The organism is Micromonospora sp. NPDC048947 (assembly GCF_040649495.1).
Classification (GTDB): Bacteria; Actinomycetota; Actinomycetes; order Mycobacteriales; family Micromonosporaceae; genus Micromonospora; species Micromonospora alfalfae.
In genome coordinates, this window is the sequence record NZ_JBEZFO010000009.1 from 97,666 (window position 1) to 121,525 (window position 23,860).

Below are 23,860 nucleotides of genomic sequence, written 5' to 3' on the forward strand. Positions count from 1 at the left end.
CCGGATTCAAGAAAACCGAGTCGATCTTGCGGGCGGCGCGCGGGACAGGCAGGCAGGCAGGCGGGCGGGCGTCAGTACGACTTGTCCTGGCCGAGGACGTGTTGGGCCACGAAGTTGAGGATCATCTCGCGGCTGACCGGTGCGATCCGGCCGGCCCGGACCGCGCCGAGCAGGGTCGCCACCCCGTACTCGGTGGTCATGCCGGCCCCGCCGAGCACCTGCACCGCGGTGTCCACGGCGAGGGCGGCGGCCTCCCCGGCCGCGTACTTGGCCATGTTGCCGGCCACCCCGGCCTCCAGGTCGCGACCGGCGTCGTACAGGGTGGCCGCCTTCTGGATCATCAGGCGGGCCAGCTCCACCTGCACCGCCGCGTGTGCCAACGGATGCGACACCCCCTGATGCGAACCGATGCTCCGACCACCCCAGACCTTGCGGGTGGCGGTGTACTCACTGGCCCGCTCGATGGCGTACCGGCCGGTGCCGGCGCCCATCGCGGCCACAGTGATCCGCTCCGGGTTGAGCCCGGCGAAGAGCGCCGGCAGCCCGGCGTCCAGCGACTCACCGAGCAGCGCGTCGGCGGGCACCCGCACGTCGTCCAGGTAGAGCAGGAACTGGTTCTCCGGGGACACGATCTCCATGTCCAGCTTGGAGCGGGTCAACCCGGCCGCATCGGTCGGCACCAGGAACAGCGCCGGCTTGAGCTTCTGCGGAGACGCATCCGCTGAACCGGCTGGGCCGTCATCGACGGCGACACGGGCCACCACCAGCACGTGACCGGCCTCGTCGACTCCGGAGATGTAGCACTTGCGGCCGTTGAGCAGCCAGCCGTCGCCGTCGCGGCGAGCCACAGTGCCGAGTCGGTGGAAGTTGGAACCGGCCTCCGGCTCGGTGATCGCGAAAACGATCTTCTGGGAGCCGTCGGCGAGGCCCGGCAGGTGCCGCTTGCGCTGGTCCTCGGTGCCGTGCCGACTCAGCACTGTCGCCGCGATGGCGGGGGAGACCACCAGCAGCAGCAACGGGCAACCCGCCGCCGCCAGCTCCTCGCAGACGATGGCCAGCTCGGTGATGCCGCCGCCCCCGCCGCCGTACTCGGTGGGGATGTTGACCCCCAGGTAGCCGAGCCGTCCGGCCTCCGCCCAGAGTTCGGTGGTGTGTTCGCCGGCCCTCGCCTTCTCGACGAAGTAGGAGTGACCGTAGCGGCGGCCCAACGCCCGCACGGCGTCGCGCAGCTGGTCCTGCTCGGGGGTGAGGTCGAAGGTCATCGGGGGTCCTTTTCGTCGACAACTGCCAACACGGCGCCCGTCTGTACCTGACCGCCGGTCGGCACCGGCAGTTCGGCGACGATGCCGTCGATCGGGGCGAGCACGGGATGTTCCAGCTTCATCGCTTCCAACGTGAGCAGCGGATCGCCGGCCGAGACCCACTGGCCGACCTGGACGTGCACCCGGGTCACCATGCCGGGCAGCGGCGCGAGCAGCGACCCGGCCGCCACCGCCGCGGTGGGCAGCGGGAGACGCGGCAACTCGGCCAGGCTCGCCGCGCCGTCCGGGCCGTCCACGAAGACAGCCGACCCCACCTGGTGTACGCGGTACGCGCGCCGAAGCCCGTCGACGTCGAGCACCACCCGCTCCGGGGTGGCCTCCACCAGCGTCACTGCCGGCGGCTTCGCCTCCGACGCCGCCGGGTCGCCGGGCAGCGCCGCTGACCAGTCGGCGAGTCCACCGGTCCGGTCCAGGCGGTAGCGGACCTCGATCTCGTCGCCGTTCGGCCCGGTAAGGCGGCTGACCTGCGCGACGGCGGGCACGTTGCGCCAGCCGGAGGGGAGCCAGCCCAGCACCGGCGCGGTCGCTCGGCGCTGGGCCGCACCCGCCAGCGCGGCGGCCAGGGCGGTCAGCGGAAGCTGGTCGGCGGGCAGCAGTGGCGCGAAGACCTCCGGGTGCCGGTCCAGGAAACCGGTGTCGATCTCCGCAGCCGCGAACTCCGGGCTGCGCAGCACCCGGACCAGGAGGTCGCGATTGGTGGCCACCCCGTGCAGCTCGGCTCGGGTCAGCGCGCCTGCCAGGGCCCGGGCCGCCTCGGCCCGGGTCGGCGCCCAGGCGATCAGCTTGGCGAGCATGGAGTCGTAGTGCACGCTCACCTCGGAGCCCGTCTCGACGCCGGAGTCCAGCCGCAGGCCGGCGCGCTGGAGGCCACCGAACTCCCGGTCGACCCCCGGAATCGCGAACCGGCTCAGCACGCCGGTCGCGGGCAGCCAGCCCTGCGCCGGGTCCTCGGCGCACAACCGCACCTCGATCGCGTAGCCGCGTGCGCCCGGCTCGTGCAGGTGCTCCAGCAGTGGTACGCCCTCGGCGACCAGCAGTTGCCACCGGACCAGGTCGAGACCGACGGGGACGGTCAGCTCGGTGACCGGGTGCTCCACCTGCAGCCGGGTGTTCATCTCCAGGAAGAAGAACTCACCGGTCGGGGCCAGCAGGAACTCCACGGTGCCAGCGCCCACGTAGTCGACGGCACGTCCGGCGGAGACCGCCGCCTCGTTGAGCGCCGGGCGCAGCTCCCCCGGGAGCACCCCGGGGGCCTCCTCGATGATCTTCTGGTGTCGGCGCTGGATCGAGCACTCGCGCACCCCGAGGGCGGCCACCGTGCCGTGCGAGTCGCCGAGGATCTGCACCTCGACGTGCCGGCCACGCTCGACGTACCGCTCGATGAAGACAGTGCCGTCGCCGAACGCGGCAGCCGCCTCCCGGCTGGCGCTGGCGACGGCCTCGGCCAGCTCGTCAGCGTCCCGCACGATCCGCATGCCCCGGCCACCACCGCCGGCCGACGCCTTGACCAGCACCGGGAAGTCGGTGACCTCGTCGGGGTCGGTCCAACTCGGCAGCATCGGCACGCCCGCCTCGGCGAGCAGCGTCTTCGCCGCCAGCTTGTCGCCCATCGCGGCGATCACAGCGGCCGGCGGCCCGACCCAGGTCAGACCGGCGTCGGTCACCGCCGCCGCGAACTCCGCGTTCTCGGCGAGGAACCCGTAGCCGGGGTGGACGGCGTCCGCACCGCTGCGCCGGGCCGCGTCCAGGATCAGCTCCGCCCGCAGGTACGTCTCGGCCGGCGAACTCCCCGGCAGGCGTACGGCCAGGTCGGCCTCGGCCACGAACGGCGTGTCGGCGTCCGCGTCCGAGTGCACGGCAACCGTCTCCACGCCCATCGCGCGGCAGGTGGCGAAGACCCGGCGGGCGATTTCGCCCCGGTTGGCCACGAGCAGTCTGTTGATCATGGTCCCCTGAGCCTGCCTTTCGTTCGCGACTGCGGGACTCCGCCTCGCTGCGTTCCTCGCGCTCACGGCTTACATCCGGAAGACGCCGAAACCGTCGGCGCCCTTCACCGGTCCGTTGTGGATCGCCGAGAGGCAGAGCCCGAGGACGGTCCGGGTGTCCCGCGGGTCGATCACCCCGTCGTCGTACAGCCGGCCGGAGAGGAAGAGCGCGCCGGACTGCGACTCGATCTGCTGCTCGACCATCATCCGCATCGCCGCGTCGGAGTCCTCGTCGTAGTCGCGTCCCCGCGAGGCAGCCGCCTGCCGGGCCACTATCGACAGCACCCCCGCGAGCTGCGCCGGGCCCATCACCGCCGACTTCGCGTTCGGCCAGGTGAACAGGAACCTCGGCTCGTACGCCCGGCCGCACATGCCGTAGTTGCCGGCACCGTAGGAGGCACCCAGGTTCACAGTCAGGTGCGGCACCGTCGAGTTCGACACCGCATTGATCATCAGGGCGCCGTGCTTGATGATGCCGCGCTGCTCGTACTCGGTGCCCACCATGTAGCCGGTGGTGTTCTGCAAGAAGATCAATGGGGTGTCCGAGGCGTTCGCGAGCTGGATGAACTGGGCCGCCTTCTGCGCCTCCGCACTGAACAACACCCCTCGGGCGTTCGCCAGGACACCAACCGGGTACCCGTGCACCTCGCCCCAACCGGTGACCAGCGCGTCCCCGTACGCCGGCTTGAACTCGTCGAAGTCGCTGCCGTCCAGGATCCGGGCCAGCACCTCCCGAGGGTCGAACGGCACCTTCAGGTCGGCGCTGGTGATGCCGAGCAGCTCCTCCGGGTCGTACTTCGGTGGCTGCGGCACCGCCGTCCGCGGCGACGGGCCCTGCTTGCGCCAGTTCAGTCGGCGGACGCACTGCCGGGCCAGGCGGATGCCGTCCCGTTCGTCGGCGGCCAGGTAGTCGGCGAGCCCGGACGTGCCGGCATGCATCGCCGCGCCACCCAGCGACTCGTCGTCGGTGACCTCGCCGGTCGCCATCTTCACCAGCGGCGGACCGGCCAGGTACACCTGTGACCGGTCCCGAATCATGATCACGTGGTCGGACATTCCCGGCACGTACGCGCCACCGGCGGTGGCGTTGCCGAAGACCACGCTGACAGTGGGGATGCCGGCCGCCGAGAGCCGGGTGAGGTCACGGAACACCCGACCGCCGGGGATGAAGATCTCCGCCTGGGTGGGCAGGTCCGCCCCGGCGGACTCCACCAGATTGACCATGGGCAGCCGGTTGGCCAGGGCGATCTCGCCGGCCCGCCTGGTCTTCGCCAGCGACCACGGGTTGACGGCGCCGCCGCGTACCGTCGGGTCGTTGGCGACGATCAGGCACTCCACGCCCTCGACCACCCCGATGCCGGTGACCACGCTGGCACCGACCGGGAAGTCCGAGCCGTACGCGGCGACCGGCGACAACTCCAGGAAGGGACTGTCGGCGTCGACCAGCAGCTCGATCCGCTCCCGGGGGAGCAACTTGCCGCGCGCGTGGTGCCGGGTCACGTACTTGTCGCCACCACCCGCGCGCGCCTGGTCCAGCGCGGCGTCCAGCTCGGTCAGCCGCTCCAGCAACGCGGCCCGGTTCGCCAGGTACGAGGCCGCGGACGGGTCGACAGCGCTGCCCAGTGTGGTCACTGTGCCTCCTTCGTTCGCGACTGAGGGGCTCGCAGGCCCGGCTCACTCCTCGCACTCACAGGCCCATGCCCTTCGCGATGATCTCGTTCATGATCTCGGTGGTGCCGCCGCCGATGCCGAGGATCCGCGCGTCGCGGTAGTGCCGCTCCACCTCGGCGTCGCGCAGGTAGCCGAATCCGCCGTGCAGCTGCAACGCCTGGTCGACGACGTGGTCGCAGGCGGCGACTGCGACGTTCTTCGCCATCGCTACCTCTGTCACCACCGGCTCGCCGGCAGCCACCCGGTTGGCCACCTCGTGCACGTACGACCGGGCCGCCTCCGCGCGGGTGTGCATCTCGGCCAACCGGTGCCGGATCAGCTGCCGGCTGGCCAGCGGACGCCCGAAGGTCTCCCGGTCCCGGCACCAGCGCACCGCCAGCTCGACGCAGCGCTGCGCTGTGGCGTACGCCTGGGTCGCCAGCGACAGCCGTTCCGCCGCGAAGTGCTGCATGATCGCCAGGAAGCCGGTGTTCTCCGCGCCGATCCGGTTGGCCACCGGCACCCGCACGTCAGCGAAGGACAGCTCGGCGGTGTCCGAGCAGTGCCAGCCCAGCTTCTCCAACCGGCGTCCCACAGTGAACCCGGGCGACCCCTTGTCGATGACCAGCAATGTGAGTTCACCGCTGCCGGGGAAGTCGGTACACACCGCCGTTGTCACGAAGTCGGCCCGGTGCCCGCTGGTGATGTACGTCTTCGACCCGTTCACCACATAGTGGTCGCCGTCGCGGCGGGCGGTGGTGCGGATGCCGGCAACGTCCGAGCCGCCGTCCGGCTCGGTGATGGCCAGCGCGCCGATCATCGTGCCGGACAACGTGGGCCGCACGTACCGTTCGATCAGGCTGTCGTCGCCCGGAGACGACACGCCACCGAGTCGACCGCCCAGCGAGCCACCGGTACGGGCACCGGCCGCCGCGACCATGTGCGGCAACGCGATCCCGTGCGTGAACAGGGCCGCCACCAACCCGGACGAGCCACCGGAGCGGATCAGCTCCTCGGTCACGATGATCGAGTCGAGTAGGTCACCGCCGCTGCCACCCACCGACTCCGGGAAGCCGATGCCGAGCAGGCCGAGCTTCGCGGCGGTCGCGTGCAGCGTCCGGGGCACCTCGCCGGCCCGCTCCCAGTCGTCAAGGTGCGGCAACACCTCCCGGGTCACGAACGCCCGGGTCAGCTCGCGTAATTGCCGGCGCTCCGGGGAGTCCACGATGCTCATCGGGACGCCCCGGTCGGCAGGTCGGCAGGCAGGTCGACGATCCGGGCGCGCAGCAGCTCGCCGAGTGCCTTGGCCTGCGGGTCGAACCGGGTGGACGCGGCCACCCCGGCACCGAGCAGACCCTCGATCACGAAGTTGACTGCGCGCACGTTCGACAACTCGTAGCGCCGCACCGACAGCGGCGCGGTCTCCGGCACCAGCTCGGCCAGCCGTTCGACTGTCAACCAGTTCCGCAGCCACGCGTACCCGGTCTCGGAACGCGCCCAGACACCGAGGTTGGCGTCGCCGCCCTTGTCCCCGGATCGTGCGCCGACCACCTCGCCGAGAGCCCCGCGCCGGGTCGGGCCGTCGGCAACCGCGTCGCCACCCGCTGTCGACTCGTCCTGCGAGGTGCTGGCGGTGCGGATCGGCGGGGCGATCGGAACCCGCTCGCCACCGGGTAGCACCGCGACGTGCGCCACCGCGTCCTGCGGCACCGCGTCGGCGGTGAAGACGCCATACGGTGTCGCGTCGCCCGGCACTGTGGTCAGGGTGCAGCCCGGGTACGAGGCCAGGGCCAACTCCACAGCGGCGGCCGAGAAGGCCCGCCCGGCCCGCGCCTTGTCGCCGTCCCGCAGGTGTACGTGCAGCAGGGCGCTGGCCGCCTCGGTGTCGACGGCGTCCGGATGGTCGGTCCGGGCAAGGGTGAACTCCAGCCCGTCAGTGCCCACCGCCTCCTCGATCTGCCCCCGGACCACTGCCGCCTTCGCCTCGATGTGCAGACCGCACAGGACGAACGTCATCGAGTTGCGGAAGCCGCCGAGGTTGTTGACGCCCACCTTCAGCGTGGGAGGTGGCGGCGTGCCCCGCACGCCGGAAACCCGGACCCGGTCCGCCCCCTCGGGGTGAAGCGTCACAGTGTCCAGTCGGGTGACCACGTCCGGCCCGAGGTACGCGGGCCCGCCGATCTCGTAGAGCAGTTGGGCGGTGACCGTCTCCACTGTGACCGCGCCGCCGGTGCCCGGATGCTTGGTGAGCACCGATGAGCCGTCGGGGTACACCTCGGCGATCGGGAACCCGGGCCGGTGGCCGCCGTCGGGCAGCTCGGTGAAGAAGCTGAAGTTGCCGCCGGTGACCTGCGCGCCGCACTCGACGAGGTGCCCCGCGACGGTGGCCCCGGCCAACTCGTCGAGGTCGTCGCGGCCCCACCCGTACCGGGCGATGGCCGGGCCGACCACCAGCGACGCGTCGGTGACCCGGCCGGTGACCACCACATCCGCGCCTGCGTCGAGACAGGCGGCGATCCCGAACGCGCCGAGGTAGGCGTTCGCGCTCAACGCGTCCGGTCGCTGGATCGTGTCGCCCTCGACGTACCCGACCTGGGTCGGTAGGCCGAGCCGGTGGGCGAGCTTCTCGATGGCGGCGGCCAAGCCGGCCGGGTTCAGCCCGCCGGCGTTGGTCACGATCCGCACCCCTCGGTCGAGGGCGGTGCCGAGGCAGGTCTCCATTTGCCGCAGGAACGTCTTCGCGTAGCCCAGGTCGGGGTCGCGCATACGGTCCCGGGCCAGGATCAGCATGGTCAACTCAGCGAGATAGTCGCCGGTCAGCACGTCCAGCTCACCGCCGTCGAGCATCTCCCGCCAGGCGGTGAACCGGTCGCCGTAGAAGCCGGAGGCGTTGCCGATGCGGATCACGCCCCTGCCCCGATCCCGCCGTCCGGCTGCCGGCCGTCGCCCGGCGGCCCGGCGAAGGCCTGCGCCACGTCGAGCCATTCGTCGGCGACCGACCCGGTGGCGACCAGAGCGAGGTCCGCGCGGTGTCGGCGCTGGGTGACCAGCAGGCAGAAGTCCCGAGCCGGGCCGGTGACCCGGTCGGCGGCGTCCGCCGGACCCCAACTCCAGGCCTCCCCGCCGGGCCCGACCAGCTCGACCCGGACCGGCGCTGTCGGTGCCTCCCGGCCGTGCGCGGCGAAACCGTGCCCGAGGGTACGCACGCCCAGGTGTGCCACGTGCCGGATTCGGTCGCTGTCGGGGCGGACCACGTCGAGGGCATCGGCCACGTCCCCGCCGTGCGCCCAGGTCTCCATGATCCGGGCGGTGGCCATCGAGGTGGCCGACATCCGGGTGCCGTACCAGGGCAGTTTGCCGCCGGCCGGAACGGCGGCCAGCGCGTCGACGAGCGCGGTGCGCCTGGCCCGCCAGCGGGCGAGCAGCTCGGCCGGCGGGGCGAGGAACTCCTCGGCGCCGACGTCGACGAGTCGGGTCACGTCCGGCGCTGCGGTGACCGTCGCGTAGAACGCCTCGGGATCGGTCGCGGCCAACAGCGCGACGTGGTCGGTCCAGGCGAGGTGGGCGATCTGATGCCCGATGCTCCAGCCCGGGGCCGGGGTCGGCCTCGCCCAGTCGGCAACGGGTAGTGGCGCTACCAGGGCGTCCAGCTGGGCGGACTCGTCGGCCAGGTCCGTGAGCAGATCGCTGAGGTCGACCATGGTGCCTCCGGTCGGTGGTGGCCGGGTGCGGCCGGCGGTCAGGGCGTGAGCAGGGTGGCGAGCTGGCGCTTCCAGGTGGTCAACAGGGCGGCCCGACGGGCGGAGTCGTCGCTGAGCAGGTTGGCCACCCCGAGCCCCCGGAGCAGATCGAGCGTCGCCTGCACCGCTTCGCGGACACCGGGTCGACGTTCGTCGACACCGAGCAGGGCGACTGTGAGCCGGTGCATCTCCCGCCCGACCGTCGCCTCCAACGGCACCAGGGCGTCCCGCAACTCCCGATCGGTGCGGGCGGCGACCCAGAGCTCGAGCGCGGCCACGAACAGCGGCCCGGTGAACGCCACGGCGAGCAGGTCGACGACCCGGTCCAACCGCTGCGGACCAGCCGGCAGCGCCTCGGCCTCGGTGCGCAACTCGTCGGCCCGGCGCTCGGCCAGATGGGCCACCGCGGCCGTCACCAGCGCCGCCTTCGTCGGGTAGTGGTGCAGCTGTGCCCCACGCGAAACACCGGCCCGCGCCGCGACGACTGTGGTGGTGGTGCCGGACCAACCGTGCTCGATCAGGCAGTCGACTGTCGCCTCCAGCAGCCGGGCCTGGGTGGCGCGGCTGCGTTCCTGCTGCGGGACACGCGTCGATGCGGTGGGCACTGAGACAGCCTGCTGCCTACGAAACAAACAGTCAAGACTGACTTTTTCTGAACCCGCGACGCTCGGGTGGGCTCGCGGCGCGGGCGGCGCGGGAGGTGGGCTTTGGTTGCTGGTCTCGCTATGGAGCTGATGTCACAAACGAATCGCCCGTCGCCCGCGCCCGTCGCCCGTCGCCCGCGCCCGTCGCCCGTCGCCCGCGCCCGTCGCCCGTCGCCCGCGCCCGTCGCCCGTCGCCCGTCGCCCGTCGCCCGCGCCCGTCGCCCGTCGCCCGCGCCCGTCGCCCGTCGCCCGTCGCCCGTCGCCCGCGCCCGTCGCCCGCGTTCGCGGTTCGGCCTGCCGATCACCTACTGCTGATGCCGCAAACGATTCAGCTCCAAAGGCTCCCTGACCGGTATCCCGCCCGCCGCAGCCTGCGGCCGCCCGCCGCCGCCCGCCGCCGCCCGCCGCCGCCCGCCGCCGCCCGCCGCCCGCCGCCGCCCGCCGCCCGCCGGCCGTCTGCCGGCCGGCTCAGCGGCCGTCGCGGGGGCCGAAGACGGTCAGCGCGTCGGCGTCGCTGTGCTGGGAGCGCAGGTACTCGTCGGCCCAGGCGGCGGCGTCGGGGAAGGTCGACTCGGCAGCCACCCGAGCGCAGGCCGCGTCCACGTCGAAGGCGGTGCGGCGTAGCTGGACGCCCGGCCCGAGCAGCGCCCACCACGCGCCCGCGCCCCCGTACGGCATGCCGATGCTGCCCGGGTTGACCACCAGACGCCGGTCGACCAGCCGGGTGAACGGCATGTGCGTGTGGCCGCAGACCACCGTGGAAACTTCGGTGGGGAGACCGTCGAACACCTCCGCCCAGCGCGCCATCCGGGAGTCGACGAGCACGACCTCCTCGTCGTCACGGGGCGTGGCGTGGCAGAACAGCGTCGGCCCGAGGCCGTCGATCTCCAGCGTCACAGTCGCCGGCAGCGCGGCGAGCCGGGCCACCTGGTCGTCGCGCAACTGCCCGGCGGCCCAGTTCGACACCTCGATCGACGCCGGGCGGCCGGCCCGGGCCTCGACCAGCTCGCGTTCGCAATTGCCGCCGACCCAGCACACCCGGTCGCCCAGCTCGGCGAGCACGTCCAGCACCTCGACCGGCTGCGGGCCGGCCGCGATGTCGCCGGTGAGCACGATCAGATCGGCGGCGGCGACGTCCGGCTCGGCCAGTACGGCCTCCAGCGCCGGTAGGACACCATGGATGTCGGAGAGCACCGCAACTCGGTTCATCATGGGCCCCAGCCTCACCAGGGGCACCGCCTCCACACCAGCGATTCTGCGTCGGGCAGACGGCAGAAACGTCCCCGCCCACCGTCGGTGACGGTGGGCGGGGACGTTTGGTGCTGCTCAGACGCGGGCGCGACGGGCCAGGCGCTCCGGGTCCAGGATGATGATGCTCTTGCCGTCCAAACGCAGCCAGCCGCGCGAGGCGAAGTCGGCCAGCGCCTTGTTGACCGTCTCCCGGGAGGCGCCGACGAGCTGGGCGATCTCCTCCTGGGTGAGGTCATGGGTCACCCGCAGAACGCCGCCGTCGCGGGTGCCGAAGCGGCCCGCCATCTGGAGCAGGTTCTTGGCGACCCGGCCCGGCACGTCCGTGAAGATCAGGTCGGCCAGCGAGTCGTTGGTCCGGCGCAGCCGCCGGGCGAGCACCCGGAGCAACTGCTCGGCGATCTCCGGGCGGTTGTTGAGCCACGGCCGCAGCGCCTGCTTACGCAGCCGCACCAGCCGGGTGTCGGTCACCGCGGTGGCGGTCGCCGTACGCGGACCCGGGTCGAAGAGCGACAGCTCACCGACCATGTCCGACGGCCCCATCACCGCGATGAGGTTCTGCCGGCCGTCCGCTGCGCGGCGACCAACCTTGATCTTCCCGGACAGCAGGATGTAGAGGCTGTCACCGGGCTCGCCCTCATTGAAGACGATCTCGCCCTTGCGGACCTCGATCGTCTCCATCTCCTTGGCAAGCGCCTCGGCAGCTTCCGGGTCAACACCCTGGAAGATCCCGCTGCGGGCCAGTACCTCGTCCATTGCGCACCTCCGGTTGCGCGTGCCGTCCGTCGGCCGGGGCCGCCGTCCGCTGATCCCCTCGCGCGCCGCCAAGTCTAGGCGCACGTGAGCATGAATCAGAGGTCGCCCCTGGAATCGTGATCGCAGGGCGTAACCTGCCCGACGTGCTGAACGAGCCGACTCTGACCAGCCGCCCCGAGGACGGGCGGCACGTACCGCTGCTCGTCTGGCGCGCGGACGTGCCCCTGCGGGCGGTCAGCAGCGCTCCGCTGGGCGGTGGCATCGGGGTCCGGCGGTGGGTGTTGAACGCGACTGTACCGATGTCGTACGACCGGGAGGACCCGGCGGCGCACCTGGCCTCGCTCGCCGCCGAGCTGGCCCTCGACGGGCCCGGGATCGGTCTGCTGACCGGCGTCGATGTGACCGAGGTGGTGGCGCGAACCGACGCCGGGGTGCGGGCCTGGGCGACCGTCGGGCTCGGCACGCCGGTGCCCGCGGCCGCGCCGACGCCGGCCGCGCTCACCCAACGCGTCGGCACTGTCAACATCGTGGTGTACGTGCCGGCCCGGCTCGCCGACTCGGCGCTGGTCAACGCGGTGGCCACCGCTACCGAGGCGAAGACCCAGGCGATCACCGAGCTGGGGGTTCCGGGGACCGGCACGCCCACCGACGCTGTCACAGTGCTCTGCCCGGTGGACGGGCCGGAGGCCGCGTACGGCGGACCGCGCTCCACCTGGGGCGCCCCGCTCGCCCGAGCGGTGCACGCGGCGGTGCTCGCCGGTGGTTCCCGGCCGGTCGTGCCGTGGTCCGACCAGCTCACTGGCGCAAAGTCCACCCGATCGGCTGTCGTTGGCGTGTTTAACGACCGGTAGGGTCGCGGGCGATGTACGCTCCCGCCCCCCTCGCGTCCCGCCCGCGCCGCCGCGTCGCCCTCGGCCTCGCCGCGCTGCTGGCCGCCCTCCTCGTCGCCGGCTGTGCCGACCCCGGTGGTGAGGCACCCGTCTGGCAGCCCGGCGCGGGAGGTGGTGGCACCGGCGCGCCGGTCTCCACTGCCGGCCCGAAGGCCACCGGGTCCGCATCGTCCGGGCAGGGTGGCGCGATCTCGCTCTCCGCCACCGGCGACATCATCATGGGCAACGCGCCCGCTCGGCTGCCCGCCGCCGGCGGCAAGGGCTTCTTCAACTCGGTCACCGCGGCCCTCAAGGCCGACCTGGTGATGGGCAACCTGGAGGAGCCGCTGACTGTCGACACCGGCACCGGCAAGTGCGGGGCGAACTCCACCCGCTGCTTCCAGTTCCGCGCCCCGCCGGAGTACGCCGCCCACCTGCGCGACGCCGGCTTCGACGTGCTCAACCAGGCCAACAACCACGGCTACGACTACGGGCCCAAGGGCTACGAGAACACCCAGAAGGCGCTGAAGAAGTACGACCTGGAGCACACCGGCGCACCGAACGAGATCACAGTGGTCGACGTCAAGGGCGTCAAGGTCGCCGTCGCCGGGTTCTCGTCGTACGTCTGGTCCAACAGCCTCGTCGACATCGACAAGGCCAAGGCGGTGGTCGCCAAGGCCGCCACCATGGCCGACCTGGTCGTGGTGCAGGTGCACATGGGTGGCGAGGGCGTCGACAAGACCCGGGTGAAGCCGGGCACCGAGATGTTCCTGGGCGAAAACCGGGGCGACCCGGTGAAGTTCTCGCACGCCATGATCGACGCTGGCGCCGACCTGATCGTCGGGCACGGCCCGCACGTGTTGCGCGGGATGGAGTTCTACCAGGGGCGCCTGATCGCGTACAGCCTGGGCAACTTCGCCGGCGGCGGCAACTCGCTGAGCAACGACGGTCGCCTCGGCTGGGGCGGGGTGCTGAAGGTGTCGCTCAAGCCGGACGGCAGTTGGGCCGGCGGCTCGTTCACCTCCACGTACATGAACTCGGCGGGCAAGCCGACGATGGACCCGGACGATCGGGGCCTGGGCCTGGTCACCGAGTTGAGTCGCGCCGACTTCCCGAAGGGCGGCGCTCGCCTGGACGGGCAGGGGAAGATCTCGGCGCCGACCGCCGGCTGACCCGAGGAGAAGCGTCCGGGGTGCGACGTAGGCTGACCGTCGTGACCAGTAGCCCTCCCGGTGCCAGCGAGACCGATCTCGGGCGCAAACGCCGTGCCCGCAAGATCGGCCGGGTGCTGGCCGAGACGCATCCCGACGCGCATTGTGAGCTGGACCACTCCAACGCCCTGGAGCTGGCCGTCGCCACGATCCTGTCCGCACAGTGCACTGACAAGAAGGTCAACGAGGTCACCCCGAAGCTCTTCGCCCGCTACCCGAGCGCTGCCGCGTACGCCGCCGCGGACCGGGGCGAGATGGAGGAGTTGATCCGGCCCACCGGCTTCTACCGCAACAAGACCGACTCACTGCTCAAGCTCGGTCAGGCCCTCCTCGACCGGTACGACGGCACGGTCCCGGGCCGGCTCGTCGACCTGGTGACGCTCCCCGGCATCGGCCGCAAGACCGCCAACGTGATCCTGGGCAACGCCTTCGACGTCCCGGGCATCACAGTCGACACGCACTTCCAGCGGCTGGTCCACCGGTGGCGGCTGACCACCGAGACCGACCCGGTCAAGATCGAGCACGCGATCGGCGCCATGTACGACAAGCGCGACTGGACCATGCTCTCGCACCGGATCATCTTCCACGGGCGACGGGTCTGCCACGCCCGCAAGCCGGCCTGCGGCGCCTGCACGCTCGCGAAGCTCTGCCCTTCGTACGGCACCGGCCCGACCGAGCCGGCGGCCGCCGCCAAGCTGCTCAAGGGCCCACGGGCGCGCGACCTGGCGGTGGCTGCCGGGGTCGATCCGGAGCTGGTCCCGGCGCAGGCGATCGCGGCGGAGGTGCCGTGAACCGCCGACGCCTCGCCCTCGCCGTCCTGCCGCTGCTGCTGGCGGTCACCGGTTGCACCAGTGGCACCGCCGACGACGAGCCAGCCCCCCGCCCGGCCGCCGCCGAGCGTCCGTCCCCGTTCCGGGACTGCGCCGCGCTGAGCACGGCACCCACTGCCGCGGCACAGGGTTCCGGGACGGCGACCCCGGCAACGGCGGTCCCGGCGTCGCCCGGCTCAAGCCCGACGGCCCCCGGAACGCCCGGCCCGACGGCCCGCGCCGCTGGCGGGTCGGCGCTGCCGGAGCTGACGCTCTCCTGCTTCACCGGCGGTGCTCCGGTAGTGCTGCGGGAGGTGGCCGGACCGGCGGTGATCAACGTGTGGGCTTCCTGGTGCCCGCCGTGCCGCAAGGAGCTGCCCGCCTTCCAGCGCCTCAGCGAGCGGGCCGCCGGTCAGCTCCAGGTGGTCGGGGTCAACAGTCGGGACAGCCGGGGCGGCGCCCAGTCCATCGGTGAGGACTTCGGCGTCCGGTTCCCGATCCTTGTGGACCAGGGCGAGGCGCTCCAGCGCGAGCTGAAGCGCAACGCGATTCCGCTGACCCTCTTCGTCGACGCCGACGGTCAGGTCCGGCACATCGACGCCAGCGGCGCTCTCGACGACGCGAAGCTCGCCAAGCTGGTCGGCCAGCACCTCGGCCTGGCGGTGCCGGCGTGAACCGTCGGCCCCCCGAATGGATCGAGCCGTTGCTGACCCGGCTGGGCACCGCCCGCGCCGAGGACTTCACCAGGCTGGTCACGCCCGCCGAGGGCGGTCGGGAGAGCGCCGTGCTGGTGCTGCTCGGCGAGCAGCCCGGCGCGGGCCCCGACGTGCTGGTCCTGCAACGCGCCGCCACCCTGCGCAACCACGCCGGCCAGCCCGCCTTTCCCGGTGGTGCGGCCGACCCGGAGGACGCCGACGTCCGCGCCACCGCCCTGCGTGAGGCGAACGAGGAGGTGGGCCTCGACCCGGCCAGCGTGACAGTGCTGGCGGAGCTGCCGAAACTGTGGATCCCGGTCAGCGACTTCGTGGTCACGCCCGTGCTGGCCTGGTGGCACGACCCGCACCCCGTGCACCCACGGGAGCCGGCCGAGGTGGCTCACGTCGCCCGCCTGCCGGTCAGCGAGCTGGTCGATCCGGCCAACCGACTGTTGGTCCGGCACCCGAGCGGCTGGATCGGGCCGGCGTTCTCGGCGCGCGGGATGCTCGTCTGGGGCTTCACCGCCGGGGTGCTCGCCACCCTGCTCGAGATGGGCGGCTGGGCCCGTCCGTGGTCGCGCGGCCGGGTGGTGGAGCTTCCGCCGACCGGTGCGACACCGGCCCCGTCCGCCGGCACCGACGAGGCTGACGAGAACGCCCTGCGCTGACCGCACGGTCACCATCCGCAAGCGATGGTCATCCGGTGGGCACACTGCCCGTACGCTTGACCCGTGTCCGTCGTGGATCTCGTCCTGCTGCTGCTCATGCTCGTGTTCGCGATCAGCGGATACCGCCAGGGTTTCGTCATCGGCGTCACGTCGTTGTCCGGCTTCTTCCTGGGTCTGCTGCTGGGTCTCCAGCTCGGGCCGCTGTTCGCCAGACAGTTCGTCGACGCCGGCACCCGTGTCCTGATCTCGCTGGTGGCCATCTTCGGGCTGGCAGTTGTCGGGCAGGCACTGGCCGGTTGGCTCGGCTCGCACCTGCGTAAGACGATCACCAGCGACGTCGGCAAACGGGCCGACGACGTCGGTGGGGCGCTCGTCTCGCTGTTCGCGGTGCTCCTGCTCGCCTGGCTGGTCGCCGTGCCGCTCGGCTCGTCCTCGGTGCCCTGGCTTGCCGCCTCGGTCCGCAACAGCGCGTTGATCACGGTGGTCAACCAGGTCCTGCCGGAGCAGGCCCAGCAGCTGTCCACGGCGCTGGAGGACACCGTCGACACCGACGGGTTCCCGGACGTCTTCGGTGACCTCGCGCCCACCCGGGCCCGGCAGGTCGATCCGCCGGACCCGGCTCTGGCCGGCTCGCAGGTGGTGGTCAGCGGTCAGCAGTCGGTGGTGAAGGTGCTCGGCTCCGCGCCCAGCTGCTCACGCCGGATCGAGGGCTCCGGCTTCGTGTACGCGGACGACCGGGTGATGACCAACGCGCACGTGGTGGCCGGCACCCGCTCGGTCGCCGTGGAGCTGGGCGGCGAGCGGTACGACGGCAAGGTGGTGGTCTACGACCCGAACCGGGATCTGGCGGTGCTGCTCGTGCCCGGGCTGCCCGGGCCGTCCCTGCGGTTCGCCGCCGGCAACGCGGGCAGCGGCTCTGACGCCATAGTGCTCGGCTTCCCGCTCGACGGCCCGTACAACGCGCAGTCGGCGCGGGTCCGGGACGTCGACCGGATCAAGGGACCGGACATCTACTCGTCCAGTGAGGTGACCCGGGAGATCTACACGATCCGGGCGCTGGTTCGCAGCGGCAACTCGGGCGGTCCGCTGCTCTCCGCCAACGGCCTGGTGCTCGGCGTGATCTTCGCGGCGGCGTCCGACGACCCGAACACCGGCTTCGCCGTGACGGCGGCCGAGGCCCGCCCGGTGGCGTTGGCCGGTGCCGAACGCAACCGGCAGGTCGCCACCGGTGAGTGCACCTGAGCGTCGCTGCGCGGCCAGCTCAGCCCTGAGCCGGCAGGGGGCGACGCCCGACGGTCGGTAGCTTCGCCCGTCCCCACCGCAGCCCCCGGTCCAGCACGGCACGGGCCATGATCGCGACGCAGGTGCCGCCGTTGAGGAAGGACGCCACCACGTCGCTCGGGTGGTGCATTCCCCGGTACATCCGGGTCACCGCCACGCCCAGCGGCACCATCAGCAGCAGCGTCCACCAGGCGACCTTCGCGCCGGTGCTCCGTGCCCGCAGCGCCAACAGCACGGCGATGCCGACGTAGAGCGCCACCGCCGCCGACGTGTGCCCGGACGGAAAGCTCGACGTCGGTGGCGAGACGTCCATGTGCTCCACAGCCGGCCGTTGTCTGTCGATAGCCAGCGTGGTCAGCAGGAACACCAGTGCCTGGGCGGTCACCGCCGCGCACAGGAACAGCGGCTCGCGCCAGCGCTTCAGCCAGAGCCGCAGCGCCAGCGCCACCAGCACCGTGACCGCGACGATCATCTGGGTGCTGGCCAGCGTGCTGAACACCAGCGAGACGTTGTTCCAGTCGCCGGTGCGGTCGGCGGCCAACTCCCGGTTCACCGCGTCCTCCACGGTGAACGGCCAGGTCCGGGCGAACACCCGGGTGACCAGCACCCCGAGCAGCACCATGAGCCCCAGCAGGAGGGACACCGGCAGCAGCACCCGCCGGACGATCTGGACCACGGTCTCGGACATGAATCGGCCAGTACCCGGCCGGCCGCGTCGTCACTCCTCAGGCTGCCCCCGGATGCCGCTCGACCTCGGGAGCGATGCCGTCGCGGGTCGGTCGGACCGGCCGCAGACCGGTGTGTGCCCGCCAACTGGTGAACGCTGCGGTGGTAGCCGCGACCACCGCCACACCGAGCAGCCATCCACCCACCACGTCACTGGTGAAGTGCACACCCAACGTCACCCTGCTCAGCCCGGTCACCACTGTGAGCAGGACCGCCGCCACCCAGAGCGCGGCCCGCGCCACCCCCCGCCCGGCGTACGGCAGCAGCACCAGCAGCAGCACCCCGGCGGCCAGGGTGGCGTTCAGCGCGTGCCCGGAGGGGAACGAATAACCGGCGGCCCGAGCCACCGGGTCCAGCAACTCCGGCCGGTCCCGGCCGACCAGCAACTTGAGCAGCGGACCGATCAACCCGCCGACGACCATTGTGGTGGCCGCCCAGAGGGCCAGCCGGCGGGCTCCCCGGCGCAGCAGCAGGACCACCAGGAGCAGGGCGACGGCGCGCAGTGGCATCGGTGCGAACACCTCGCTCCAGACCCGCATCAGCATGACCCAGGCCGGGTGATCCTGGGCGTAGCCGTGCAGCGCGTCGGTGACCGCCGCGTCCAGCCGGTGCAGCGGTGCCCAGGCGCCGAGCACCAGCAGTGTGAGCAACGCGAACGGCACCAGCACCAGGAACGCCGCCGTCGCGGCGAGAGTGAGCCGCAGACCCAGCGCATGGTCCGGGTCGAATCGGCGGCGCCGCCAGGACGGCTGGCCGGTGGGGGCGAGGGTGGGCGGCCGGTGCGTACTCATGGGTCCGTTCTACCCGGCCGGGCGGCCGGTCAGGCCTGCCGGCCGGTCACGATCAACGGGTCCGCTGACGCAGCCGGCGCACCATCAGGGCCGCGCCGCCGACCAGAGCGACGAGGAGCACGACAGTGGTCCACAGCTGCTCCGGCGCGGAGGTGTCCTGACCGCCCGCCGCCCGAGCCGTCCAGCGGCTGTGCTGACCGGATGCGGCGAGACCGAGTGGATCGCTACCGGCGCCGGCCACCGGATCGTCGTCGACCGAGCCGGGCGCCGGACCGAAACCGGTGACGCCCGGCGACGTCTGGTCGTCCAGCGGGTTGGCGGTCACCGACGGCACCTGAGCGGTCAACGCGGCCACCGGGTCGACCACCCCGTACCCGAAGCGGTCGTCCCGCCCGGTCGGGCCCAGGTCCCGGGCGGTGGCCAACAACCGGTTGACCACCTCACCCGCAGGCATCTGCGGATAGCGGGACCGGACCAGCGCGGCGGTCGCCGCCACCAGTGGCGCGGCGAAGCTGGTGCCCTGCACCCGCCAGTACCCGCCGGGAGGCTTGGCGCCGACCAGGCCGCTGGCGGGAGCGGTGAGCACCGTCGCCCGGCCGGTGATCGAGCCGGACCACAGGTTGTCGCTGCTGCGTTCGAGACCGGACACCGCGATCACACCAGGCTCCCGAGCCGGGTACCAGACCTTGGTGCTGGTGGAGGTGGCCAGGTTGCCGGTGCAGGCGATCACGACCACGTCCCGGACGAATGCGTAGTCCAGGGCGGCGGCCAGGGCCGGGCTGTCACCGCTGCCGCCCAGCGACAGGTTGATCACACGGGCGCCGTTGTCGACCGCCCAGCGGACCCCCTGGGCGACGATCAGCGCGTCGTCGTACCGATTCTCCTCGTCCAGCACGCGGACCGGCAGGATCCGGGCGTCCGGTGCGAGGCCGACCACGCCCCGCTTGTCGTCGTTGCGCCCGGCGATCAGGCCGGCGACAGTGGTGCCGTGACCCACCGGGTCCGGGCCCGGCGCACCACCGGGGCCGACCAGGTCCTTGCCGGGCAGCACCTGCCCAACAAGGTCGGGGTGGTTGCCGTCCACTCCGGAGTCGACCACCGCCACCGTCACTCCCCGGCCGGTCGAGCTGCGCCACGCCGTCTCGGCCTGCAACTCGTCGAGCTGCCACTGCTCGTCGCGGACCTGGTCGGTGCGGGCGACGGCGTCACCGGGGGCGAACGCCATCGGCGCGCCGGCGAGCTGTCCACCGTTGGTGGGCGCGGCGATCGGCACGGCTGCCGCGGTCGGGGCCACGACAGCAAGCGCCGCTGCCACGCCGAGCAGCGCCCGGCCGGTCGCTCGTCGGGCCGCCGACGGACCGCTGTACCGCACCCCAGTCACATACCCAGCCATTCATCCCGACGGAACCATGACGATCGGAGATTACCGGTTTCCCCACCCGTCACGGGAAGAACCGGCGAGTCAGGTCATTGCGGCGGCAGTTGTGCCAGCTGAACAAGGCGTACGCCCTCCCGCCGGGTGACCAACCGACCACGCCCCGGCGGCAGCGGTCCGGGTCGCACCGGCCCGACGAGTGCGCCCTCCTCGGGGCTGCCCGCCATCACCAGACCGGCCGTGGACAGCTCCCGCAGACGCTGCACGATCGGCTCGTACTGGGCCCGGCTCGCCCCACCGGAACGGCGGGCCAGCACCAGGTGCAGCCCGATGTCCCGGGCGTGCGGCAGGTGCTCCTCCAACGCGCGCAACGGGTTCGCCGGCCCGGCCGCCACCAGGTCGTAGTCGTCCACCAGCACGAACAGCTCCGGCCCGGACCACCAGGACCGGTCCCGCAACTGCTGCGGGGTGACCTCCGGCCCGGGAGCCCGCCGCTCCAGGTAACCGGCGGCCGACTCGACCAGGTCAGCGGTGTGTGCCGCCGCGGTGCCGTACCCGATCAGGTGCGGCGTCTCGATGGCACCGAGCAGGCTGCGCCGGTAGTCGACGAGGATCACCCGGGCCTGCTCGGGAGTGAACCGGGTGATGATCGACGTGGCCAGCGCGCGCAGGAACGACGACTTGCCGCACTCCGAATCCCCGAAGACCACGAAGTGCGGCTCGGTGGCGAAGTCGAGCAACACCGGGCGCAGGTCCGCCTCCGCGATCCCGATCGGCAGCCGCAGCCCGGTCGTCGAGGCGAGGTCCAGGTCGGCGTACGGCAGCACCGGCGGGAGCAACCGCACCCGGGGCGCCGGGGCACCCGCCCACCCATCGGCGGCCCTCTTGACCAGGTCGGCTGTGTCTCCGCCGGGGGTCCCGAGCTGGGGCAGCGCGGTGAGGAAGTGCAGGCCCTCCGCGGTCACGCCTCGGCCGGAGCGCTCCGGCACGTTGGCTGCCGCGCGCCGGGCCACCAACGAGTCGGCCGGGTCACCGAGGCGCAACTCCAGCCGGGAGCCGAACAGGTCCCGGATCGCGGGGCGGAAATCCAGCCAGCGCAGCCCGGTGGCGACCACGTGCAGCCCGTACGACAGGCCCCGGGTGGCCAGGTCGGTGACGAGTGGCTCCAGGTCGTCGTACTCGCCGCGGATGGTGGTCCACCCGTCGATCACCAGGAACACGTCGCCGTACGGGTCGGTGCCCGGCTGGCCCACCGTCCCCGCTGCCGCTCGACGCTGCCGGTAGGCGGCCATCGACTCCACACCCAGCTCGGCGAAGCGGCGTTCCCGGTCGACCAGCAGGGTGGTCATCTCGCCGACCGTGCGTCGTACGGCGGTCGGGTCGGCGCGGCCGGTCACCCCGCCGACGTGCGGAAGGTCGCGCAGCGCGGCCAACCCGCCGCCGCCGAAGTCGAGGCAGTAGACCTGCACCTCCGCCGGTGTGTGGGTCAGCGCCAGCGCGCAGATCAGCGTGCGCAGGGCTGTGGACTTGCCGCTCTGCGGCGCACCGACCACAGCGACGTGCCCGGCAGCGCCGTCCAGTGCCAGCCAGAGCAGGTCCCGGCGCTGCTCCAGTGGTCTGTCCACCACCGCCATCGGCACCCCGAGTGCCCCGTGCAACTCCGGGTTGCCCACCGTGAGCCCGCGCTTCGGGTGCACCTCGACCGGACCGAGCAACTCGTCCAGGGCCGGCGGCTGGCCGAGCGGCGGGAGCCAGACCTGGTGCGCCGGCGGGCCCTGCCCGACGAGCCGGTCCACCAGCAGGTCGAGCAGCGTCCTGGTGCCCTCCTCCTCCGCCACGACGGGCACCACCGGGACCGCCGGCTCGGGCACCGGTACGACGTGGGTGGTGAAGGTCAGCAGCCGCGCGCCCCCCTCGGCGTTGACGCCGCCCGGCGCGGCCCGACGGCGGACGGCCCCGGAGACGTACGCGGCCTTGAACCGGGCCAGCGGGTCGGTGCCGGCACGCACGTAGCCGTGGCCCGGTGAGCGGGGCAGCTCGTGCGCGTCCGCCACGCCGAGCACCGTCCGGGACTCCAGCGCCGAGAAGGTGCGCAACCCGATCCGGTACGAGAGGTGGGTGTCCAACCCGCGGAGCCGGCCCTCCTCCAGGCGCTGGCTGGCGAGCAGCAGGTGCACGCCGAGAGACCGACCCAGCCGGCCGATCTGCACGAACAGGTCGATGAAGTCGGGCTTGGCGGAGAGCAGCTCCGAGAATTCGTCGCAGATCAGCAGCAACGACGGCAGCGGGGCGAGAGGGCTGCCGGCCGCCCTGGCCCGCTCGTAGTCGCGCACGCTGGCGAAGTTTCCGGCCCGCCGCAGCAACTCCTGGCGGCGGACCAACTCCCCGTTGATCGCGTCCACCATGCGATCGACCAGGGGCAACGCGTCGGCCAGGTTGGTGATCACGGCTGCGGTGTGCGGCAGCCTGTCGAACGAGGTGAAGGTGGCGCCACCCTTGAAGTCGACGAGCACGAAGTTGAGCTGCTCGGAGCTGTGCGTGGCGGCGAGCCCCAGCACCAGCGTGCGGAGCAGCTCGGACTTGCCGGAGCCGGTCGCCCCGATGAGCAGGCCGTGCGGGCCCATGCCGTCCTGGGCGGACTCCTTGAGGTCCAGCTCGATGGCGCCGCCGTCCGTGCCCACCCCGATCGGCACCCGCAACCGGTCCCGTGCCGAACGCGGCAACCAGCCCTGTTCCGCGGTGAAGCTCTCCGGGTCACCGAGACCGAGCAGCTCGGGGAGGCCCAGGTCGGCCTGGAACGGGGCGTCCGGCCCTCTGGCCGCGCCGGCGAGCCGCAGCGGCGCCAACCGTCGGGCGACCGCCTCGGCGTCGGCCAGCTCCACCTGGTCGGCGGTGCCCACCTCGGCGTGCCCGTCGGACGACAGCGAGTGCAGCCGCCGGCCGTGCAGCTCCAGCAGCAGCGCGTACCGGTCCAGCAGTCGGGGCGGCGGGGTGTCCAGATCCAGCACTGTGACCGCGTCGATGCCGCCGTCGCCGGTCAGGTCACTGGCACCGGTCAGGTCGCCGCCGTCGAGGACCACCACCACGTGCGGGCCGTCGGTGGCCGGGCCGGCCGGGCTGAACCGGGACCGGGTGGCCAGCACGTCGGCCAGCAACGACTCCAACTCGGCGGCCGAGCTGGTGACCAGGCGTACCGGGCCGAGCGCGTCGGTGCGGCCGGGATGGTGGGCGTGCGGGAGCCACTTCACCCACTCCCAGCAGGCGCGGCGCTCCGGCCCGGCGCAGACCGCGACGAGCAGCTCGTCGGGGGCGTGGAAGACCGCCAGCTGGGTCAGCACGGCCCGGACCAGCGCCTGCGCCGCCGGGTCGCCGGTCGGTGGCCCGCCGGTGGTCGGGGTGGTCGCCCGGCCGCGGCCGGCGGATCGTACGTGCACCCGGGCGAAGCTGCGCAGCGACAGCGCCACCGGCAGGTCCGGCACCACGGAGTACGCGTCCAGGAAGCGGCGTAGCGCGCCGGCGGTCATCGGCTCGAGTTCCTCCAGCGGCCGGGTGACCGGTGGGACCAGTGGGGTGGCCAGTGTCTGCGGCCCGACGGCGACCCGCACCACAGCGAAATCGGGGTCGGCGGGGCGCCGCTCCCAGACCCGGTGGCTGTCCACCGTCGACCAGAGCCGGCCCGGATCCGGGTGCCGGTAGTAGAGCCCGGCCCGTTGCTGGCCCGCGGTCCGCCGGACCCGCCGCCGCAGCGTGGCCAGGTGGCGTAGGTACTCCCGGCGGGCGGCCATCATCTCGGACTTCTTCGGGGTGCCGGAGGCGCTGCCCCAGGACGTCACGAGCATCGCCAACGAGGAGAGCCCGAACATGCCGCCCACCACGTACGAGTAGGCCCCGCCGCCCCGGCCGAACATCATCGCCATCGCGACGGTGCCGCCGAGCATGGGCAGCAGCATGAGCATCTGCTGCCACCGCCCGCCGGTCACCACGGGGATCTCCGGCGGTGCGTCGACCGACAGCTCACCGGCGGGAATCTCCGGCGCTGGTCGACGCGGTGGCCGCTTGATGACGACTGTGGACACTCGGCCTCCTGACA

Annotated in this window: 19 protein-coding genes; 6 read left to right on the forward strand and 13 right to left on the reverse strand. The window is 72.6% G+C overall.

Annotation, left to right across the window (positions count from 1 at the left end; genetic code table 11):
• Positions 1–71 precede the first annotated feature (71 nt).
• From AB0B98_RS15240 to AB0B98_RS15280, 9 genes are all read right to left on the reverse strand, one after another.
• Entirely contained in the window at positions 72–1,262 is a 1,191-nt protein-coding gene (locus tag AB0B98_RS15240; protein ID WP_238667248.1) for an acyl-CoA dehydrogenase, read from the reverse strand.
• Entirely contained in the window at positions 1,259–3,268 is a 2,010-nt protein-coding gene (locus AB0B98_RS15245; protein ID WP_357363137.1) for a biotin carboxylase N-terminal domain-containing protein, read from the reverse strand. The genes AB0B98_RS15240 and AB0B98_RS15245 overlap by 4 nt, the downstream gene beginning before the upstream one ends.
• 69 nt (positions 3,269–3,337) lie before the next feature.
• Positions 3,338–4,939 (reverse strand): carboxyl transferase domain-containing protein, encoded by a 1,602-nt coding sequence (locus AB0B98_RS15250; protein WP_357363140.1) that lies wholly within the window; start codon positions 4,937–4,939, stop codon positions 3,338–3,340.
• Positions 4,940–4,994: 55 nt separating this feature from the next.
• Entirely contained in the window at positions 4,995–6,191 is a 1,197-nt protein-coding gene (locus AB0B98_RS15255; protein WP_238667245.1) for an acyl-CoA dehydrogenase family protein, read from the reverse strand.
• The gene (locus AB0B98_RS15260; RefSeq protein WP_357363142.1) at positions 6,188–7,864 is read right to left on the reverse strand and encodes an acyclic terpene utilization AtuA family protein; all 1,677 of its coding nucleotides are present in this window, start codon (positions 7,862–7,864) and stop codon (positions 6,188–6,190) included. The genes AB0B98_RS15255 and AB0B98_RS15260 overlap by 4 nt, the downstream gene beginning before the upstream one ends.
• A complete protein-coding gene (locus AB0B98_RS15265; RefSeq protein WP_357363144.1) occupies positions 7,861–8,658 on the reverse strand; it encodes a TIGR03084 family metal-binding protein in 798 nt (265 codons plus the stop codon). Before AB0B98_RS15265 ends, AB0B98_RS15260 begins: the two co-directional genes overlap by 4 nt.
• 38 nt (positions 8,659–8,696) lie before the next feature.
• A complete protein-coding gene (locus AB0B98_RS15270) occupies positions 8,697–9,302 on the reverse strand; it encodes a TetR/AcrR family transcriptional regulator (RefSeq protein ID WP_091403316.1) in 606 nt (201 codons plus the stop codon).
• A gap of 507 nt (positions 9,303–9,809) precedes the next feature.
• Positions 9,810–10,553 (reverse strand): metallophosphoesterase family protein, encoded by a 744-nt coding sequence (locus AB0B98_RS15275; protein ID WP_357363146.1) that lies wholly within the window; start codon positions 10,551–10,553, stop codon positions 9,810–9,812.
• Between the two features lie 114 nt (positions 10,554–10,667).
• Positions 10,668–11,345: a Crp/Fnr family transcriptional regulator gene (locus AB0B98_RS15280; RefSeq protein ID WP_007466162.1), complete on the reverse strand. Its 678-nt coding sequence runs from the start codon at positions 11,343–11,345 to the stop codon at positions 10,668–10,670.
• A gap of 143 nt (positions 11,346–11,488) precedes the next feature.
• Between AB0B98_RS15280 and AB0B98_RS15285 the strand changes: the two genes are divergently transcribed.
• The 6 genes from AB0B98_RS15285 (at position 11,489) to AB0B98_RS15310 (ending at position 16,839) form a co-directional block, all read left to right on the forward strand.
• Positions 11,489–12,196, forward strand: coding sequence for an adenosylcobinamide amidohydrolase (locus tag AB0B98_RS15285; RefSeq protein ID WP_238667242.1), 708 nt, complete (start codon positions 11,489–11,491; stop codon positions 12,194–12,196).
• A gap of 11 nt (positions 12,197–12,207) precedes the next feature.
• Positions 12,208–13,386 (forward strand): CapA family protein, encoded by a 1,179-nt coding sequence (locus tag AB0B98_RS15290; RefSeq protein ID WP_357363148.1) that lies wholly within the window; start codon positions 12,208–12,210, stop codon positions 13,384–13,386.
• Between the two features lie 41 nt (positions 13,387–13,427).
• Complete coding sequence (gene nth / locus AB0B98_RS15295; protein WP_357363149.1) at positions 13,428–14,216, forward strand: endonuclease III; 789 nt, start codon at positions 13,428–13,430, stop codon at positions 14,214–14,216.
• The gene (locus AB0B98_RS15300; protein WP_357363151.1) at positions 14,213–14,908 is read left to right on the forward strand and encodes a redoxin family protein; all 696 of its coding nucleotides are present in this window, start codon (positions 14,213–14,215) and stop codon (positions 14,906–14,908) included. The genes nth and AB0B98_RS15300 overlap by 4 nt, the downstream gene beginning before the upstream one ends.
• The gene (locus AB0B98_RS15305) at positions 14,905–15,597 is read left to right on the forward strand and encodes a CoA pyrophosphatase (protein WP_357363153.1); all 693 of its coding nucleotides are present in this window, start codon (positions 14,905–14,907) and stop codon (positions 15,595–15,597) included. The genes AB0B98_RS15300 and AB0B98_RS15305 overlap by 4 nt, the downstream gene beginning before the upstream one ends.
• 63 nt (positions 15,598–15,660) lie before the next feature.
• Entirely contained in the window at positions 15,661–16,839 is a 1,179-nt protein-coding gene (locus tag AB0B98_RS15310) for a MarP family serine protease (RefSeq protein WP_091403296.1), read from the forward strand.
• A gap of 19 nt (positions 16,840–16,858) precedes the next feature.
• Here the strand turns inward: AB0B98_RS15310 and AB0B98_RS15315 are convergent, their stop codons facing one another.
• The 4 genes from AB0B98_RS15315 to eccCa form a co-directional block, all read right to left on the reverse strand.
• Positions 16,859–17,566 carry a phosphatase PAP2 family protein gene (locus AB0B98_RS15315; protein WP_357363155.1) on the reverse strand — a complete coding sequence of 236 codons (708 nt, stop codon included), beginning with the start codon at positions 17,564–17,566 and terminating at the stop codon, positions 16,859–16,861.
• A 37-nt stretch (positions 17,567–17,603) separates the two neighbouring features.
• Entirely contained in the window at positions 17,604–18,395 is a 792-nt protein-coding gene (locus AB0B98_RS15320) for a phosphatase PAP2 family protein (RefSeq protein ID WP_357363157.1), read from the reverse strand.
• A gap of 52 nt (positions 18,396–18,447) precedes the next feature.
• Positions 18,448–19,788, reverse strand: a complete 1,341-nt coding sequence (mycP, locus tag AB0B98_RS15325; RefSeq protein ID WP_357363159.1) for a type VII secretion-associated serine protease mycosin — start codon at positions 19,786–19,788, stop codon at positions 18,448–18,450.
• 74 nt (positions 19,789–19,862) lie between these two features.
• Positions 19,863–23,846: a type VII secretion protein EccCa gene (eccCa, locus tag AB0B98_RS15330; RefSeq protein WP_357363160.1), complete on the reverse strand. Its 3,984-nt coding sequence runs from the start codon at positions 23,844–23,846 to the stop codon at positions 19,863–19,865.
• Positions 23,847–23,860: the final 14 nt, after the last annotated feature.

Excerpts from the sequence above, each read along its gene's own strand:
- AB0B98_RS15240 (WP_238667248.1), bottom strand. The coding sequence starts at position 1,262 with ATGACCTTCGACCTCACCCCCGAGCAGGACCAGCTGCGCGACGCCGTG.
- AB0B98_RS15245 (WP_357363137.1), bottom strand. The coding sequence starts at position 3,268 with ATGATCAACAGACTGCTCGTGGCCAACCGGGGCGAAATCGCCCGCCGG.
- AB0B98_RS15255 (WP_238667245.1), bottom strand. The coding sequence starts at position 6,191 with ATGAGCATCGTGGACTCCCCGGAGCGCCGGCAATTACGCGAGCTGACC.
- AB0B98_RS15265 (WP_357363144.1), bottom strand. The coding sequence starts at position 8,658 with ATGGTCGACCTCAGCGATCTGCTCACGGACCTGGCCGACGAGTCCGCC.
- AB0B98_RS15275 (WP_357363146.1), bottom strand. The coding sequence starts at position 10,553 with ATGATGAACCGAGTTGCGGTGCTCTCCGACATCCATGGTGTCCTACCG.
- AB0B98_RS15280 (WP_007466162.1), bottom strand. The coding sequence starts at position 11,345 with ATGGACGAGGTACTGGCCCGCAGCGGGATCTTCCAGGGTGTTGACCCG.
- AB0B98_RS15290 (WP_357363148.1), top strand. The coding sequence starts at position 12,208 with ATGTACGCTCCCGCCCCCCTCGCGTCCCGCCCGCGCCGCCGCGTCGCC.
- AB0B98_RS15315 (WP_357363155.1), bottom strand. The coding sequence starts at position 17,566 with ATGTCCGAGACCGTGGTCCAGATCGTCCGGCGGGTGCTGCTGCCGGTG.
- AB0B98_RS15320 (WP_357363157.1), bottom strand. The coding sequence starts at position 18,395 with ATGAGTACGCACCGGCCGCCCACCCTCGCCCCCACCGGCCAGCCGTCC.
- mycP (WP_357363159.1), bottom strand. The coding sequence starts at position 19,788 with ATGGCTGGGTATGTGACTGGGGTGCGGTACAGCGGTCCGTCGGCGGCC.